17 protein-coding genes are annotated in these 15,133 nt (G+C 38.7%); 7 read left to right on the plus strand and 10 right to left on the minus strand.

Translation table 11 applies throughout. From position 1 onward, the window contains the following. Positions 1–108: 108 nt before the first annotated feature. The 3 genes from ACFWE9_RS07375 to ACFWE9_RS07385 all read right to left on the minus strand — a co-directional run bounded on the left by ACFWE9_RS07375 (position 109) and on the right by ACFWE9_RS07385 (position 2,125). Positions 109–684, minus strand: a complete 576-nt coding sequence (locus ACFWE9_RS07375) for a beta-class carbonic anhydrase (protein ID WP_230160399.1) — start codon at positions 682–684, stop codon at positions 109–111. Positions 685–772: 88 nt separating this feature from the next. Beyond that, entirely contained in the window at positions 773–1,567 is a 795-nt protein-coding gene (locus ACFWE9_RS07380) for a hypothetical protein (RefSeq protein WP_230160397.1), read from the minus strand. Between the two features lie 237 nt (positions 1,568–1,804). Beyond that, positions 1,805–2,125: a DUF4870 domain-containing protein gene (locus ACFWE9_RS07385; protein WP_230160395.1), complete on the minus strand. Its 321-nt coding sequence runs from the start codon at positions 2,123–2,125 to the stop codon at positions 1,805–1,807. A gap of 223 nt (positions 2,126–2,348) precedes the next feature. On the opposite strand from ACFWE9_RS07385, the gene ACFWE9_RS07390 reads away from it, so the two are divergent. The 4 genes from ACFWE9_RS07390 to ACFWE9_RS07405 all read left to right on the plus strand — a co-directional run bounded on the left by ACFWE9_RS07390 (position 2,349) and on the right by ACFWE9_RS07405 (position 5,287). Then, a complete protein-coding gene (locus ACFWE9_RS07390; RefSeq protein WP_230160422.1) occupies positions 2,349–3,128 on the plus strand; it encodes an undecaprenyl-diphosphate phosphatase in 780 nt (259 codons plus the stop codon). A 350-nt stretch (positions 3,129–3,478) separates the two neighbouring features. Further along, complete coding sequence (locus ACFWE9_RS07395; protein ID WP_230160393.1) at positions 3,479–4,033, plus strand: GNAT family N-acetyltransferase; 555 nt, start codon at positions 3,479–3,481, stop codon at positions 4,031–4,033. Between the two features lie 203 nt (positions 4,034–4,236). Next, on the plus strand, positions 4,237–4,629 hold the full coding sequence (locus tag ACFWE9_RS07400) for a CidA/LrgA family protein (RefSeq protein WP_230160391.1): 393 nt from the start codon (positions 4,237–4,239) through the stop codon (positions 4,627–4,629). Beyond that, positions 4,604–5,287 (plus strand): LrgB family protein, encoded by a 684-nt coding sequence (locus tag ACFWE9_RS07405; protein WP_377356255.1) that lies wholly within the window; start codon positions 4,604–4,606, stop codon positions 5,285–5,287. Before ACFWE9_RS07400 ends, ACFWE9_RS07405 begins: the two co-directional genes overlap by 26 nt. A 34-nt stretch (positions 5,288–5,321) precedes the next feature. Here ACFWE9_RS07405 and ACFWE9_RS07410 read toward each other — a convergent pair whose 3' ends face one another. Beyond that, positions 5,322–5,471 (minus strand): DUF2639 domain-containing protein, encoded by a 150-nt coding sequence (locus ACFWE9_RS07410; protein ID WP_230160388.1) that lies wholly within the window; start codon positions 5,469–5,471, stop codon positions 5,322–5,324. Between the two features lie 52 nt (positions 5,472–5,523). Then, a complete protein-coding gene (locus ACFWE9_RS07415) occupies positions 5,524–6,612 on the minus strand; it encodes an undecaprenyldiphospho-muramoylpentapeptide beta-N-acetylglucosaminyltransferase (RefSeq protein WP_377356257.1) in 1,089 nt (362 codons plus the stop codon). A 192-nt stretch (positions 6,613–6,804) separates the two neighbouring features. On the opposite strand from ACFWE9_RS07415, the gene ACFWE9_RS07420 reads away from it, so the two are divergent. Both ACFWE9_RS07420 and ACFWE9_RS07425 read left to right on the plus strand, forming a co-directional pair. Further along, positions 6,805–7,917 (plus strand): mechanosensitive ion channel family protein, encoded by a 1,113-nt coding sequence (locus ACFWE9_RS07420; RefSeq protein WP_377356260.1) that lies wholly within the window; start codon positions 6,805–6,807, stop codon positions 7,915–7,917. A 428-nt stretch (positions 7,918–8,345) separates the two neighbouring features. After that, positions 8,346–9,701, plus strand: a complete 1,356-nt coding sequence (locus ACFWE9_RS07425) for an MATE family efflux transporter (RefSeq protein ID WP_230160384.1) — start codon at positions 8,346–8,348, stop codon at positions 9,699–9,701. A gap of 63 nt (positions 9,702–9,764) precedes the next feature. Here ACFWE9_RS07425 and ACFWE9_RS07430 read toward each other — a convergent pair whose 3' ends face one another. Beyond that, positions 9,765–10,538, minus strand: a complete 774-nt coding sequence (locus ACFWE9_RS07430; RefSeq protein WP_230160382.1) for an SDR family oxidoreductase — start codon at positions 10,536–10,538, stop codon at positions 9,765–9,767. Between the two features lie 159 nt (positions 10,539–10,697). Here ACFWE9_RS07430 and ACFWE9_RS07435 point away from each other — a divergent pair, with 159 nt between their 5' ends. Next, positions 10,698–11,174, plus strand: coding sequence for an Hsp20/alpha crystallin family protein (locus tag ACFWE9_RS07435; protein WP_230160380.1), 477 nt, complete (start codon positions 10,698–10,700; stop codon positions 11,172–11,174). 192 nt (positions 11,175–11,366) lie between these two features. Here the strand turns inward: ACFWE9_RS07435 and ACFWE9_RS07440 are convergent, their stop codons facing one another. From ACFWE9_RS07440 to ACFWE9_RS07455, 4 genes are all read right to left on the minus strand, one after another. Further along, a complete protein-coding gene (locus ACFWE9_RS07440; RefSeq protein ID WP_230160378.1) occupies positions 11,367–12,104 on the minus strand; it encodes a CAP domain-containing protein in 738 nt (245 codons plus the stop codon). A gap of 468 nt (positions 12,105–12,572) precedes the next feature. Then, positions 12,573–13,010 carry a FixH family protein gene (locus tag ACFWE9_RS07445; RefSeq protein WP_230160376.1) on the minus strand — a complete coding sequence of 146 codons (438 nt, stop codon included), beginning with the start codon at positions 13,008–13,010 and terminating at the stop codon, positions 12,573–12,575. A 19-nt stretch (positions 13,011–13,029) separates the two neighbouring features. After that, a complete protein-coding gene (locus ACFWE9_RS07450; RefSeq protein ID WP_230160374.1) occupies positions 13,030–14,445 on the minus strand; it encodes a sensor histidine kinase in 1,416 nt (471 codons plus the stop codon). Continuing rightward, positions 14,442–15,128, minus strand: coding sequence for a response regulator transcription factor (locus ACFWE9_RS07455; protein ID WP_230160372.1), 687 nt, complete (start codon positions 15,126–15,128; stop codon positions 14,442–14,444). The genes ACFWE9_RS07450 and ACFWE9_RS07455 overlap by 4 nt, the downstream gene beginning before the upstream one ends. Between the last annotated feature and the right edge of the window lie 5 nt (positions 15,129–15,133).

The following is a 15,133-nucleotide window of genomic DNA, read 5'->3' on the forward strand; positions in this document are numbered from 1 at the left end:
CAAACTACACTTGGCGATTTTAACAAAAAAAACGATAAAAATAAATAGTATTACTCAAAAATAAAGAAAACTGCCGGAAATAATCCCGACAGCTCTCGATGAACATGATTAATTATTTTTTTCTTCTTCATATCCGTCGACTACCAATTCCAACTTCCCTGTATCGGGCGAAATGATCAGACCATGCACAGGAATATGTTTAGGAATCAAAGGATGTCCTTTTATAACTTCCACACTTTTCCTAACACTTTCATATACATCATCAAAACCGCGAAGCCAGCTGCGTATATCTATTCCAGCAGCTCCAAGTGTATCGATGGTGCTCCTTGGTATATCACGTTCGATCATCTTTTCAACTACTGCATCAGCATCGACTGATGCCATTCCACAGTCATGGTGAGGTATGACGAGTACTTCATCTGCCTTTAGCTCATAGATGGCTACTAGGATACTCCGCATGACACTTCCAAATGGATGGGAGACGATTGCTCCTGCAGTCTTGAGTATTTTGACATCGCCATTTTTGACATTCAATGATTTTGGCAATAGCTCAACGAGCCGAGTGTCCATACAACTTATGATGACCATACGTTTCTCGGGGAATTTATCAGTTTTATACTTAACATATTCCCCTTTTTCTACAAATTGTTCATTAAAATCAAGAATCTCATTAAGTAAACTCATTTTTACCACCCTTTTATTGTGTATTAAATCTATGTATTCACTATAATTATATCAAATATTGAAAAGATTTGCTAAAGGGGAATACTAGTCAATTTGAACGATGATTTAGAGTGGCTGCACAGAACCCAAGGATAATGATTTTAGGAATTTCTTCGACATTGGATGAAAAAGTAAGTATAGGTGTATTTGTCTTGAATCGTTTCCCCCACTCAATAGGCATCCAGCCCTCCTGATATGACACGATCTTCTCCCCGTCTTTTGTCGTAATCTCAAAAGAATTTAAACTTCCCGGTGTTTGAATGGGCATCCATTCCGTACCGTCTTCCTTATATATCATTCCACTGATCTTCAGAAGCGATCTATTTTCTTGATACGATCCAATAAGGCAATCTTGATCATCCATGATTGTCATTTTATTGAAAAGACCCCTTTTGATATGGTACTTAGCAAGTACACGACCCTCATGGTCCACCAATTCATATCGCTTGGCCAAAAGTATCGATAAAAAATTGGGAATCATCCACATGAACCACTTCATATTCAAATCCCGGATCTCACCCATTAAAGATCCATTAGGCGCATAGAGAAGTAATCGCAATGTCGGTGCTGGCATAAATGTCAATAAAACATATTCAGTTTTTAATAACCCGGCTTTCAATTCGATGGGTCCAATAGGCAATTCCTTGATTCTATTTTCATAAATTCGATGACTGACAAATTGGGCAATACTAAATAAAATAAAGGGAGCCGTTATCAATAATATATTTCCTGGGATCAGCGAAAAAATATGACAAATGAAAAAAACAACGGCCATTCCAAGAGAAATCCAGGATGAATGAAAATTTGAACTGCTCGTTTTTTGATAATATTCGCGTATATTCATATTCAGCTCTGCTCCTCACTCCTTACAAGAAAGCTTGCCACCTTAATGGCAACCAATGATTAGGTGTGCCGCAAGCCGATCCGGCTTCCACTTCCCTTAAAGCGCATTGAAGTACATATCATAATACTTTATTCGCTTTAATGTGATCTATTCCCTTTTTTAATAATAGGGCATTTCCCCTCATGGTTCATTCCAGATAAAAAGGACTCCGAATGGATCGGAGTCCTTTTTATCATCCTATAATATCCTAAAAATCAATGGGAAGCGGTAATCCGTTCCTTCATAGGCCTTAACCGCTGCAATGATGGTGAATATGACTAAAGCAACCCCGATGACCGGCAATAGCAAGAATCCAATCAATACAATTGTCAGTATCCCTGCAATAATCGAATATACGGTATAGGAAATGAAAAAATTAAGGTATTCCCTTCCGTGATAATCCACAAATTGTGACGATTCCTTCTTCAATAACCAAAGGACCAACGGACCGATAAATGCTGTAAAAAAGCTGATCACATATATAAGAGCAGCAAACACTCTTTCATCTTTAGTAGGCATAATGTTAACTCCTCCTCTCTCCTATAAATATTTACGAATAAGATGAAAAATAGTTTCATTTTCCTTTTATTATATTCGAAAAACTTTAAATGGGACTATCCTTTCTTCATAAAACATTGTGGTAATTCATATGAAGAAAAATCTGAACATATTCATCCGTCTTGTGCATACAGATAAAATAATGGATTGTCCTATACCTTCTAGATTGGAGTGATTTTTTTTGCTGAACGAATTTCAAGCCTTTATCCTTGGAATCATTCAAGGCTTGACTGAGTTTTTACCTATATCAAGTACGGGACATTTATATTTAGGACGGCATATATTCCATCTTGACGAGGCCGGCATTTTTTTGGATACCATGCTGCATATCGGAACCTTGCTGGCATTATTGGCGGTATACAAGAATGACATCCTTTCCATTTTGAAAAACCCTTTCTCCAAAATGACTCTGCTTCTCGTTGCTGGAACGATTCCTGCAGTGATTGCCGGCCTTTTACTCAGTGATTGGTTTGATGGCCTTTCAAAATCCGGTGTGACCATCGGATGGGAATTTTTAGCAACCGGTCTGATTTTATGGGTAGCGGATGGGGTGAAAAAAGGGGGAAAAACACTGAATGAAATTTCCATTAAAGATGCCCTGATCATCGGAAGCTTTCAAGCAGCTGCCATCATGCCAGCTCTTTCACGTTCCGGCTTGACGATAGCCGCTGGGCTCTTCTGCAAGCTGGATAGGGCCACTGCAGCCTATTTTTCCTTTTTGCTTTCAATTCCAGCCATTTCAGGGGGCATTGCATTTCAAATGAAACCAATATTTACAGGCGAGGTTGAACGGCTTCCAATCACCGCACTTTTCGTCGGTACCCTTGCTTCAGCCATATTCGGTTATATTGCCGTGGTATGGATGATCAATTTCTTGAAGAAGCGTTCACTGAAAATATTCTCCATATATGTATGGTCACTCGGAGCAATCATTTTATTCATGCAATTCACAGGTGAATTTTAAAAAAGCTTCCATTTCTCTTTAAAAAACAGGCGAAAAAAGCAGTTTTTCAAGAAAAAAAGCAGGCGTTTGCACTCCAATTTTATCCTTCAAAAAAAAGTTGAAATTTGACGAAAAAAAAAGGCAAAAAACCTATTCCCAAACCGTTTTTTTTTTAGTATTATACCTTCGTAAGGTTCTTTAGATTTATATAATTTCTGACAATAAAAATAGGGAAGGCAAATGGTGCGCCACCGGTTTCCGGTTCTAGTGGGTTCGATTCCCACCCCGAAATTTTTTGATGAACGACTTAAAAAATTTCGAGGGTGGGCAGCGACTACGCATAAAATCTGCCCTCAAACGGAGGGACGGAAATGTTAAAAAAGAGAGATTTCACAGATTGTTTTTCTCTTTATGAACAAATGACGCATCCAGATGTCTTCCCTTTCGTGCGCCATAAAGTAGATTCATATGAAGAATATGTTTTCATTACTAAGCAAACGATTGAGGCAGAAGATGCTGGGGAACTCATTTCACGAACAATCTTGGATGAATGGGAAAATCCCATCGGTTGCATTTCTTTATACGATATTGAAAATGGTGCAGGTTTCTTAGGCACATGGCTTGGCAAGCCTTATCATGGAAAAGGGTATAATGCCATCGCAAAAGACGCTTTTTTTAAAGAGCTTTTTTTCGAGCTCGGTTTGGAAACGGTCTTCATGCGTATTCGCAAAAAAAATATCCGCTCTATAAAAGCCGCAGAAAAACTTCCCTATGCTGTCAATGCCAACGAAACAAGAAAGTCCCTTTATGATCAGATCAATCATGAAGGAGATATCTTCGATTTGTATGAAATCCCTAAAGATTTATACACCTTTCATATCCTTAGGCAGCCTGATGATGACGAACAGCAATTACTTGAAGCATAAAAAGATAATACAATGCAGTTGATTAAAAAATCAATTTTCTTATCTTTTCATATAAAGGCCGAGAGCTTCCAAAATTGGAAAGCTCTTTTTTCCATTTTCATAGATGTTCAGGAAAGATTGTTGCAATTCCCTATTCTTTTTAGAAATATTTTTTTATAATGAATACAATTCAACATTAATGGCATCATTGAAAGGATCTAATTATGAATAAAACATTTGCTTTTATCGTACAACTTATACTGTTGCTCATCATTTGTAAGCTCGGCTATTATTTAGCTGATCTACTTCATTTACCGATTCCAGGCAATGTCATCGGCATGATCCTGTTATTCATTTTATTACAGACGAAGGTTCTAAAAGTCGAGTGGATCGAACTTACTTCAGGATTCTTAGTGAAACACCTGGCCTTTTTCTTCATTCCCATTTCGATCAGTTTAATGACCATGGGATGGCTTTTCATTGATTTTGGTTTGCCGTTGGCACTAACTTTGGGAGTCAGCTTGATCTTTGGATTCATCGTTGCAGCTTGGACTGTTCAGAAGTTATCCCATAGAGGAGAGGTTAATCAGCATGACAGTGCTCATCACAATTTATAGCATCTTGATAACCATCCTCGCCTATTTCATTGGCAGAAAAATTTATGCTAAACATCCATCACCTTTTACGACGCCCGTATTTTTCAGTACGGTTACGATTATTCTCATATTGCTTATCAGCGGTTTGGACTTCGATGATTATTCACAAGGAAAAGACATCATCACCTATTTCTTGGGCCCTGCTACCGTTGCGTTGGCTGTACCGCTTTATAAAAACAGAAAGATAATCGTCAAATATGCAATACCGGCGATTAGCGGCATAATTTTTGGTCTTATGGTCACATTGATCATTGCCTTCACCATTGCAAAAGCCCTTTCACTTCCGCAGTTCATACTTCAAGGGCTGGCGGTTAAGTCCATTACAGTGCCAATCGCGGTAGAAATTACGGAACTTTATGGTGGTAACGCTAATATTTCAGCAGCCTTCGTTATTTTGACCGGGGTGCTGGGTACGATGATTGCCCCAAAAATGATGGATAAATTAAACATTACCATGCCCTTCGCCCGTGGGATCGCTTATGGTACAATCGCCCATGGTCTCGGAACAGCCCAAGCGGCTCAGGAAAGTGAGTTTACTGGAGCAGTTGCAGGTGCGGCAATGGCTATCGCAGGTATCCTTATTTCCTGTTTCTTTCCTTTAATAAATCATTTCCTATAAAAAGAACCGCAACGTCGATGACGTTGCGGCTCTTTTATGTTTTATCTTTTTGCAGGTCGCTGTATAAACGCCTTAGAATATGGGTTTTATACAGCTCCAGCTTTCTTTTCTCAATGGGATGATAGCTAATCCCTTCGGCTTTTAATTGCTGAATGAACCATCCTTTTGAATATTCATACGCCATCTTACCCCCTCCTCTGTTCGAAAAAGATATGCTTTAAAGAGGGGATTGATACTTATTTTTTTGCAGTCATGATTTCAAGTAATAATTCATACATTTCAGTAGCCGTTTTGAATGGGCGTTTTTGACGCATTTTCTCCTGATATTCATCCGATTGATTCACTAAGTCTGCTAATGTAGCATTAAAAATCTGATCATTTAGATCTTCTTCTTGAATGACTTTACAAAAGCCCTGTTTTTCAAAGCTGGAAGCATTCAATATTTGATCACCACGGGATGCATTGGCACTAAGAGGGATAAGCAACATCGGCTTTTGCAAACCAAGGAATTCAAAGATTGAATTTGAACCAGCCCTTGACACAACGACGTCAGCTGCCGCCAAAAGATCAAATAATTCTTCATGAACGAATTCAAATGGAGCATATCCCTTTTGTTTCAATTCAGTCTTCACATTTCCCTTGCCACATATATGAATGATCTGATAATCCTTTAATAGGGCATCTAGGTTATCTGTGATCAAGTTATTGATTTTTACGGCCCCAAGGCTGCCTCCCATAACGAGTAACACCGGTTTATTATTCGTGAATCCACAAAATGCCTTACCAGCAGAAGGGTTCCCCTTAAAAATCCCATCGCGCAAAACAGCTCCAAGATACATGGCCTTCTCCTTCGGAAGGCCTTTTTCCGTTTCCTGGAAAGTAGTGAAAATCTTCGATGCAAGCGGCATGGCAATTTTATTGGCCAGGCCAGGCGTATAATCCGATTCATGAATCGCGATTGGAATTCTCAGCATCCTCCCTGCCAAAACGACGGGAACGGAAACGAATCCACCTTTTGAGAAAATGAAATCCGGCTTGGTCTTTTTTAATATTTTTCGTGCATCAAAAATTCCTTTAATTACTCGGAAAGGGTCTTTCATATTTTCAACAGATAAATAACGTCGGAATTTCCCAACTGATATCGTTTCATAACGGACCTCGGGAAATTCCTTTTCGATAATATTTTTTTCAATGCCTTTTTTTGAACCAATATAAGTAACATCCCAATCATGCTTTAAAAATTCTGGGATGATTGCTGCATTAACAGATACATGACCGGCAGAACCGCCTCCGGTAAACACTATTTTCTTAGTCAATATTTCCACCTTCCAAACTTAAAAAATCACTTTGCATCCATATTACCATATATTCTTGCCATTAATAACTTGAAAAAGGATTAAGTGAACCGTAAAACCCATTTCTTAATGTAATCATCGATTATTTTTCCTTTTTCAGCATGAATATATTATAATCTTAGTATTCTACAATACTACAAGATACATTGGAGGAGTAATACATTGCAAGAAGTTTCTGAATCTCTCCATCAATTTGATGGAATCGAAGCCTGGACCAAATTAGGAATATCAATAGGTATTTTTCTAATCTTCCTTTTGCTTCGGAAAGTATTTACTACGTATATATTCAAATTCTTTCTTCGAATCGCAGAAAAACATAAAGTTGAATTTGCCGCCAACTTAATGCACGCTATAGAACAGCCGGTAAGATTGCTCATCGTTTTGATTGGTGTAATTATTTCAATGCACTATTTCCCGATTGACACACCATCGCTCGAACTAAGATCGAAAATATACAGATCATTTTTTGTTTTCTTGTTCTTTTGGACGATTTTCAATATCAGTTCGATCTTAACCATTTTATTCCCAAAAATAGTGAGTAAATTTGGCCTTGAAGTCGATGAAATTGTCATGCCGTTCTTTACGAAAATCATCAAATTAATCATCATTGCTTTTGGTGCCTCCATCATTGCGGAAGAATGGGGATTCAATGTTGATGGATTTGTTGCTGGGCTTGGTTTGGGTGGATTGGCTTTCGCTCTTGCCGCTAAAGACACTGTCAGCAATTTCTTTGGAGGAATCGTCATCGTTACCGAAAAACCGTTTACCATAGGAGATTGGATCAAAACGCCAAGTGTAGAGGGAACCATCGAAGACATCACCTTCCGAAGCACCAAAGTCAGGACTTTTGCCCAAGCGCTGGTTACCGTGCCGAATGCTACCCTTTCGAATGAACCGATCATTAACTGGTCAAAAATGGGGAAAAGACAGATTGCTTTCCATTTGGGTGTGAGTGTTACAACACCAAAAGATAAGTTGGAAAATGTCATTAAAGACATTGAATACATGTTGATTGATCACACAGATGTACACCCGGAAACCATTCTGGTTAAATTTGATGAATTTAGTCATTCCGGTTTCAATCTCTATCTTTATTTCTTCACGAAAGCAACGGACTTTGGAGGATATTTATCAATCAAAGAAGATGTGAACTTTAAAATTATGGAGATATTGGAACAGGAAGATGTACAAATTGCCATCCCTGCTCAAGCCTTCATTCTTCAAAAAGACTCAAATATGGAAGCCATGAATGATTTTGAATCCATGCGCGACTGACAAAAAAGGTTACGGAATGTCTCATTCCGTAACCTTTTTGATTTTTTATATTGGAATTGAAGCAGTTATAGAGCTTTGCGTTTCACATATATAGTTTTTACTTCTTCCATATATTCTTGCCAAATATGGCGTGTCCCCACTTTCCGGATAATGTAAAAAAAATGAACAAGTCGCACATATGGTTTTGGGTGATTTGTACTCACGAAATGTCAAAACCAAAGTTGATTGGAACGAATGTACGATACTCATGATGAAAAAGCGAGTGCTCTACGCACCAATCAACGTTCGAATTCAAGACAGTCTAGGACTTGCCTTACAAACAAGTCTTTTTTTAGCTTCAACAATAAAATCTTAAAACATCACATGCTTATGTGATATAATTCTTTCATTGTGTTGAAAATTACAAATATTGATATTGAGGTACATCAATGAAACAGACTTATACAAAATCACAAAAGATCCGCCTATTATTTTATATATTGATACCTATCCTAATCACTCAAATCGGGCTATATGCGATGACTTTTTTTGATGTCATGATGTCGGGACAGTACAGCACCCAGGACGTTGCCGGTGTGTCGATTGGCAGTTCTCTTTGGACACCCGTTTACACGGGGCTGAGCGGGATATTGATTGCTTTAACACCTGTGGTTTCACAGCTCGTTGGTTCCAGGCAGTCTAAATCCGTTTCCTATTCAGTTATGCAGGCCATTTATTTAGCTGTCGCTTTAGCCTTGGTCATTTTAATCATTGGGGCGTTTTCTTTGAATCCCATATTGAATGCCATGAATCTAGAAGATAAGGTACATCGGGTGGCGCATGATTATTTGATTGCCCTTTCCATCGGAATCATTCCTTTATTCGTATATAATGCGTTAAGAGCCTTCATAGATGCACTAGGTCAGACTAGGATTTCCATGTTCATTACGTTGTGCGCACTTCCGATTAACGTCCTATTTAATTACCTATTAATATACGGAAAGTTTGGATTCCCCGAACTTGGCGGCGTCGGTTCCGGGTATGCTACAGCCATAACTTATTGGTTAATTGCCCTTGTTGCCATCCTCGTAGTGGTGAAAATCAACCCATTTTCAACGTATAAGGTTTTCGGTGAATTTTTTCGGGTCTCCTGGAAAGAATGGCGATCCTTATTATTGATTGGCGTGCCAATAGGGCTGGCTATCTTTTTCGAAACAAGCATTTTCTCGGCCGTTACTCTTTTGATGAGTAAGTATGATACCGTGACAATCGCTTCACATCAGATTGCCATGAATTTTGCGTCACTGCTTTATATGATGCCGTTAAGCATATCCATGGCATTGACGATCGTCATAGGATTTGAAATTGGGGCAGCTCGTTATAAAGATGCCAAAGAGTACAGCTGGATTGGCATTTCCATGGCACTGACGATGTCGCTTGTCTTATCGACTATATTATTCCTATTCCGGGAACCTGTCGCCTCTGCATACACTAAAGATCATGACGTAATGATGCTGACTTCACATTTTTTAATATATGCCATCTTTTTTCAGATTTCAGATGCCCTGCAGGCCCCTATACAGGGTATATTGCGTGGATATAAAGATGTAAATGTCACCTTTGCGATGTCTCTGGTCTCGTATTGGATTCTCGGGCTTCCCATTGGCTTTTTCTTTGCAAAGTATTCGGATTTGGGAGCCTTTGGTTATTGGATCGGCTTAATTTCCGGCTTGGCTCTCGGAGCTATAGGATTGGCTGCTCGCTTAAGGTTCATACAGCAAGTAAAATATAAAAAAATGGCGTAAAAAGAGTGAGGCTGGATAATGGCCTCACTCTTTTTTTCATTCAGATGGTCACAACCTACACCACTAGGCCTTATATATTTTCCCGAGAACATCTTTCCCGCCTGTAACCGGTATGATGCTTCCGGTAATGAAATCCGATTTTTCATCACATAGGAATGTGATGACCCTCGCTATATCCTCCCCTGTACCCGGTCTGCCGATTGGAACAGTTACATCTTTCACCATTTTCGCACCCTTAATCTCTTCCTCTTTCCATTCACCTATGATATCGCCAGGACAGACCATGTTCACGGTGATCCCATAGGCGGCTTCTTCCGCAGCTAATGTTCTTGTTAGTGAGGTCAATCCGCTCTTTGCAGCGGCAAAAGCGGAACGATAGATCCAACCTGGTGCGGTTTCACTCCGTTCAAAACCTAATGAAATGACCCTTCCCCAACTTCTTCTTCGCATTAGCGGAATAAGCTCCTTGGCAATATAGAAAAAACCATTTAAATTACCGTCCATGATATACTTCCACTCATCACTGCTATACTCTGTCATTGGTTTACGATCATGCATATAAGGCCCAGCGTTATGAATGAAGATATCAACATGGCCAAAGGCATCCAGAATCAACTGAATGATATTTTTGCAATCTTTCTCACTTGAGGCATCGCCTTGAATCGCAAGTGCCTTTACTTGATACTTTTCTTGTAATTCATCCACCAAGTCCAATGCTGCCTTTTTACTTTTTCGATAAGTAATGATAATGGACATTCCATTATCCGCCAGTGAAAATGCCATTCTTTTGCCGATTCCCGTTGCTCCTCCAGTAATAAAAGCTACTTTTTCATCCACAGGCTTTCCCTCTTTATCTAAAGGATTTTACTTAATTATACATAAGTTGTGCGCATTTTCTATAATTTAGTAATTATAAAAACGAACCTATAGGCTTTCGCCTGCATAAAATATAAGAAATAAACCTGTCAGTCCACATGCAGGAGAAAGGAATTCAACATGTTTCCCTGGAATTCACTTTTTTCTTTTAAGAATAACCCGAACCAAAAGGACTTCATGAAAAATATGCAGCAAAGTGATGTTCAATCATTCATTGAAAAAGTATTTTCACAGGTAATCCCTGACAATATGCAAGGTATGATGAACCAACATGATAGCGGCTCACAAAAATCACAAAAGGAAAATGTCAGAACAGAACATCCTTTACATGCTGATGTATTTGAAACCCACTTATATGTTTTTGTAAGAATTCCCATTGAAGATGAATCTTGGCTAAAGAAAATGAAACTTTACCATACCTCTAACCAATCCATCATCGAGGGGATTCCAGAAAAGTCGGATCGGCATGTCATCACACTCCCCGCACTTGTGAAGAAAAAAGGGGCATCAGCCCAATATAAAGAATCTACATTGGAAATACGTCTTCAGAAAAGTTTCAATACCCAGTATTCAGAAATCGATGTATCCGAGATTTAAGTTGCTTCAACGGGACCACGCTAATCATAAGGTGTGGTTCCTGCTATTTTTTGGTGCCTATCTATTTTAAATTTCGGTACATACTATAAACACAATCGATCACAATTGAATTTATTCCATTAAATGAAATCAATTATTCGCGCAAAAAAAAAGCACACCCCATGCTTTGGGGTGCACTTTTCTATTAATCTATTATTTTCCGATGAATTGTTGAGTCCAGTAGTTACCAGATTCTACGTAACCTACTCCAATATGAGTAAAGCTAGAATTCATGATGTTTTCACGGTGTCCTTGGCTATTCATCCAAGCTTGTACCACTTCTTCAGGAGTTTGTTGACCTTGAGCGATGTTTTCGCCAGCTGTTTTATAGCTGATTCCGAATTGTTTCATCATATCGAAAGGTGAGCCGTAAGTTGGGCTATTGTGATCAAAGTAGTTTTTATCTTTCATATCTTGAGACTTGATACGTGCAACTTTGCTCAACTCAGTGTCAACTTTTAGAGCAGCCAATCCTTGTTTTTCACGCTCTGCATTCGTTAATTTCACAACTTCTTGTTCAAAAGCACTTAATTCAGAGCTAGTCTCTGGTTTTTTATCAGTGGATTTTTCTGGTGTTACTTCTGGTGCTTGAGGTTTTGCTTGTGTAGCTTCAGGTTTTGCTTGGTTCGTTTTTCCAACTTCTTGCTGAACTGGTGTTTGAACTGGTTTTTCAACCGGCTTTTGTTGCTGTTGCACCTGTGCAGCAGGTAAAGTGATATTGTATTTAGCTAGATATTTGTCAAGGACTTTTTGCATATCCTCTTTATTAGTATATTTAAAAGTTACTGGTTTAACAGTATCACAGTTGGCTGCTTCAGCTTGGTTAGCTCCTACTCCTGTGAATATAATAGCTGCAGCCGCTGCTGCTGACATAAACATTTTCTTTTTCATTCGTAATTCCTCCTGTGATGTTCGTTTTGTGTTGTGCTTTGCTTCTGGAATTATCATATCATGCATTTTTTGTAATATATGCACCAACAATTCCCATCAAATTCACAGGATTCGAATGAGAAAATATTATTATTCAATTTTCAGAGAAAGCAAGCAAGAATGCTTGAACTATCTATGTTTCTGCCAACAGTATAAATGCTCATATTTTTCCAAACATTCCTTGTCAATGGTAGTTACATAGAACCATTTCCATGGAATACTAATAACTTTTAATTGACATATCGTTTCCAAGCTGAATAATATGACTTTCTTTACTTTTATGTTACAAATTTTTCGATTTAAATTCACTTTTTGTCCTTCCATTGATAAGAAAAGGTAAGTCTATTTCAAACAACCCTATTAAAATGAATATTTTTACAAAATAAAAAACAATCCGGATATAAAACCCGAATTGTTTTGGTATTCTACTCATTTCGTTTCTTCGCCGTTCATCTCGTCCATTTCCTTTTTATCATCATTTTGTTCTGGAGGACTTGGTTTACCTATGACGAATTCTTTCTTGGGCATGTTGTGCATATCCCGTGCCGTTACATGAGCATATACATAATAGGTTCCTTCTTCTTCAAACGGTTTTTCCAATTCATAAATACCGTTCCCTTTATGTTTTGCAGGAATCTTGTCATGATCATCGCTATTTGCAAGCCAAATTTCAAAACTGACATCATCTGCATCTGTCACTTCTTCATCGCCATACGATACTTTTGCCTGGAACTTCACAGGCTCATTCACTTTGCCCTTATTAGGAACGACTGATAAATCGACATTTAACATTTGCGGAATTTCCTCTTCCTTGCCACAACCAGCCAACAAAATTAACGCCATGCAAAATAACATGATTTTTTTCATCTTTACACGTATCCCCTTTTTATGAATTCCATTCTTCTTTTATTGTCGGCAGCACAACCCTGACTTTTGTTCCTCTTTTTACCTTGCTTTCAATTTCTATTTTGCCATTTTGCAATTCCACCAATTTCTTAACGATGGAAAGTCCGAGCCCTGACCCGCCATCGAAACGACTGCGTGCTTTATTCACTCGGTAAAAACGGTTCATTACATATGGCAGATCTGCTTCAGGGATCCCGTTACCTGTGTCAGTAACCATTAGCTCACAATCTTCTTTATGCTGAATTAGAGTAATATTGATGGATCCTCCAGATTCGGTATACTGAATGCTATTATCAAAAATGTTATGTAGGATTTGCTCCATCCTCCCTTCATCCCCATAAATAATTGGGTCCGGATCTAGCTGAAGCTGCAGGTCCAATTGCTTTTCTTTTATGATCGATTCATATTTAACAAGCACATCTTCGATGAATTGTGCAAAGGCAATCGGGGTTCTATGTAAAACGAATGAATCACTATCCAATTTAGATAAGTCCATCAAATCACCTACAAGCCGCTGCAGCCTAAGAGCTTCCCTTGAAATGAGTTGAAGGTATTTGCGTTCCTCTTCATCATTCTTCACGACACCATCCAATATAGCCTGCGTGTAACCCTTTACGTAACTAAGCGGAGTCCTGAGTTCATGTGCAACATTTTCAAGAAACTCTTTTTTCCTTTCTTCTTCCAAATGGATGGAATTGGCCATATCATTGAAGGCTTGTGCCAGTTTACCTATTTCATCATGACTCCTTACTTGAACCTGTATGTCATAATTCCCTTCAGAGACACGATGAGCAGCAGTCTCGATTTCCTTAATCGGACTGATTAGCTTTTTCAACCATTTCGTTGTAAAAAAAATCGCGACAATCAAGAACAAAAGAACCGCAGCAATCCATTTTGCAGCAAATTCCTTAAGTAAGACCGTAATTGAGTCTACTGGAATATAGGTATAGATGATGCCTTCGAGGCGGTCATCGTCAATAAGGGGGATAATGGCCGCAACGATATTCTTTTCAAACCTTTTCTCATAGCCTTCTTTTTCAACCGCTTTTCCTTCTAAAAGCATTTGTCGTTCTTCTTCAGATATTAGGGTGTCATAATTGATTTCAAAAGGCAGACAGGCACTCAATTCCCTCGGGTTGTTGACGACAAAGACCTCGCTGTCATTCTTGCTGTTAAACCATTCAACCTTTTGTTTGAAGTCATCGGTGATTTCACCACCAGAATAATCCGCGCCAAGCAATGATGCTTCATTGACTAAATCCGTTTTAAGCTTCTCCACATATAGATTTTTATAATAATATTGAGAAAGGGAGTATGCGAACAGAACGGATAGGATGATGGCAGTGATGATGGTCAGCCATAATTTAATAGAAAGGGATTTCCAATTGGCTCTCATTTCTTCTCCTCGATCTTATAACCGATTCCCCAGACGGTTTGAATGTAATCGGCCGCCCTTAATTTCATCCGCAACGTTTTAATATGTGTATCCACGGTCCGTAAAGAACCTCCATATTCCCCGCTCCATACATTTTCAAGAAGTTGTTCCCGGCTGAGTGCTTGACTTTTATGACGCATAAGGAATAAAAGCAATTCGAATTCTTTCAAGGTTAAATTGATCGTTTCCCCTTCCACCGAGACCGTTCTGGATTGTAAGTTTAAGCTGATTTTACCGAATCGGACATAGTTTTGACTTTCTTCATTCATAGATAGTTTTCCTGTCCTTCGTAATACCGCTTCAACTCTTGCGACCAATTCTCCTGGATTGAACGGCTTGACGATGTAATCATCCCCACCGAGCTTCAACCCTTTCACTTTATCCCATTCTTCACCTTTCGCACTGACAAAGATCACAGGGATATCCCAATTTTCCCGGATTTTTTCACAAACCGAGAAACCGTCCATACCTGGCATCATGATATCCAATAGAATTAAATCCACTTCCTCTTTTTCAATCATACTTACGGCTTCATTTCCATTTGCAGCCTGAAGGCATGGATAACCTGAGTTCAGCAAATACATTTCAACCAGATTCCGCATATCTTCTTCATCATCAACGACTAAAATGGTGTAAACATGCATGTCAA

Source organism: Peribacillus sp. NPDC060253 (assembly GCF_042727425.1).
Classification (GTDB): domain Bacteria; phylum Bacillota; class Bacilli; order Bacillales; family DSM-1321; genus Peribacillus.

Bases quoted from the DNA above. Each gene is read 5' to 3' on its own strand.
- ACFWE9_RS07455 (WP_230160372.1), bottom strand. From the start codon at position 15,128: ATGCATGTTTACACCATTTTAGTCGTTGATGATGAAGAAGATATGCGG.
- ACFWE9_RS07445 (WP_230160376.1), bottom strand. From the start codon at position 13,010: ATGAAAAAAATCATGTTATTTTGCATGGCGTTAATTTTGTTGGCTGGT.
- ACFWE9_RS07425 (WP_230160384.1), top strand. From the start codon at position 8,346: ATGAAACAGACTTATACAAAATCACAAAAGATCCGCCTATTATTTTAT.
- ACFWE9_RS07380 (WP_230160397.1), bottom strand. From the start codon at position 1,567: ATGAATATACGCGAATATTATCAAAAAACGAGCAGTTCAAATTTTCAT.
- ACFWE9_RS07450 (WP_230160374.1), bottom strand. From the start codon at position 14,445: ATGAGAGCCAATTGGAAATCCCTTTCTATTAAATTATGGCTGACCATC.
- ACFWE9_RS07385 (WP_230160395.1), bottom strand. From the start codon at position 2,125: ATGCCTACTAAAGATGAAAGAGTGTTTGCTGCTCTTATATATGTGATC.
- ACFWE9_RS07440 (WP_230160378.1), bottom strand. From the start codon at position 12,104: ATGAAAAAGAAAATGTTTATGTCAGCAGCAGCGGCTGCAGCTATTATA.
- ACFWE9_RS07395 (WP_230160393.1), top strand. From the start codon at position 3,479: ATGTTAAAAAAGAGAGATTTCACAGATTGTTTTTCTCTTTATGAACAA.
- ACFWE9_RS07375 (WP_230160399.1), bottom strand. From the start codon at position 684: ATGAGTTTACTTAATGAGATTCTTGATTTTAATGAACAATTTGTAGAA.
- ACFWE9_RS07435 (WP_230160380.1), top strand. From the start codon at position 10,698: ATGTTTCCCTGGAATTCACTTTTTTCTTTTAAGAATAACCCGAACCAA.
- ACFWE9_RS07405 (WP_377356255.1), top strand. From the start codon at position 4,604: ATGACAGTGCTCATCACAATTTATAGCATCTTGATAACCATCCTCGCC.
- ACFWE9_RS07400 (WP_230160391.1), top strand. From the start codon at position 4,237: ATGAATAAAACATTTGCTTTTATCGTACAACTTATACTGTTGCTCATC.
- ACFWE9_RS07410 (WP_230160388.1), bottom strand. From the start codon at position 5,471: ATGGCGTATGAATATTCAAAAGGATGGTTCATTCAGCAATTAAAAGCC.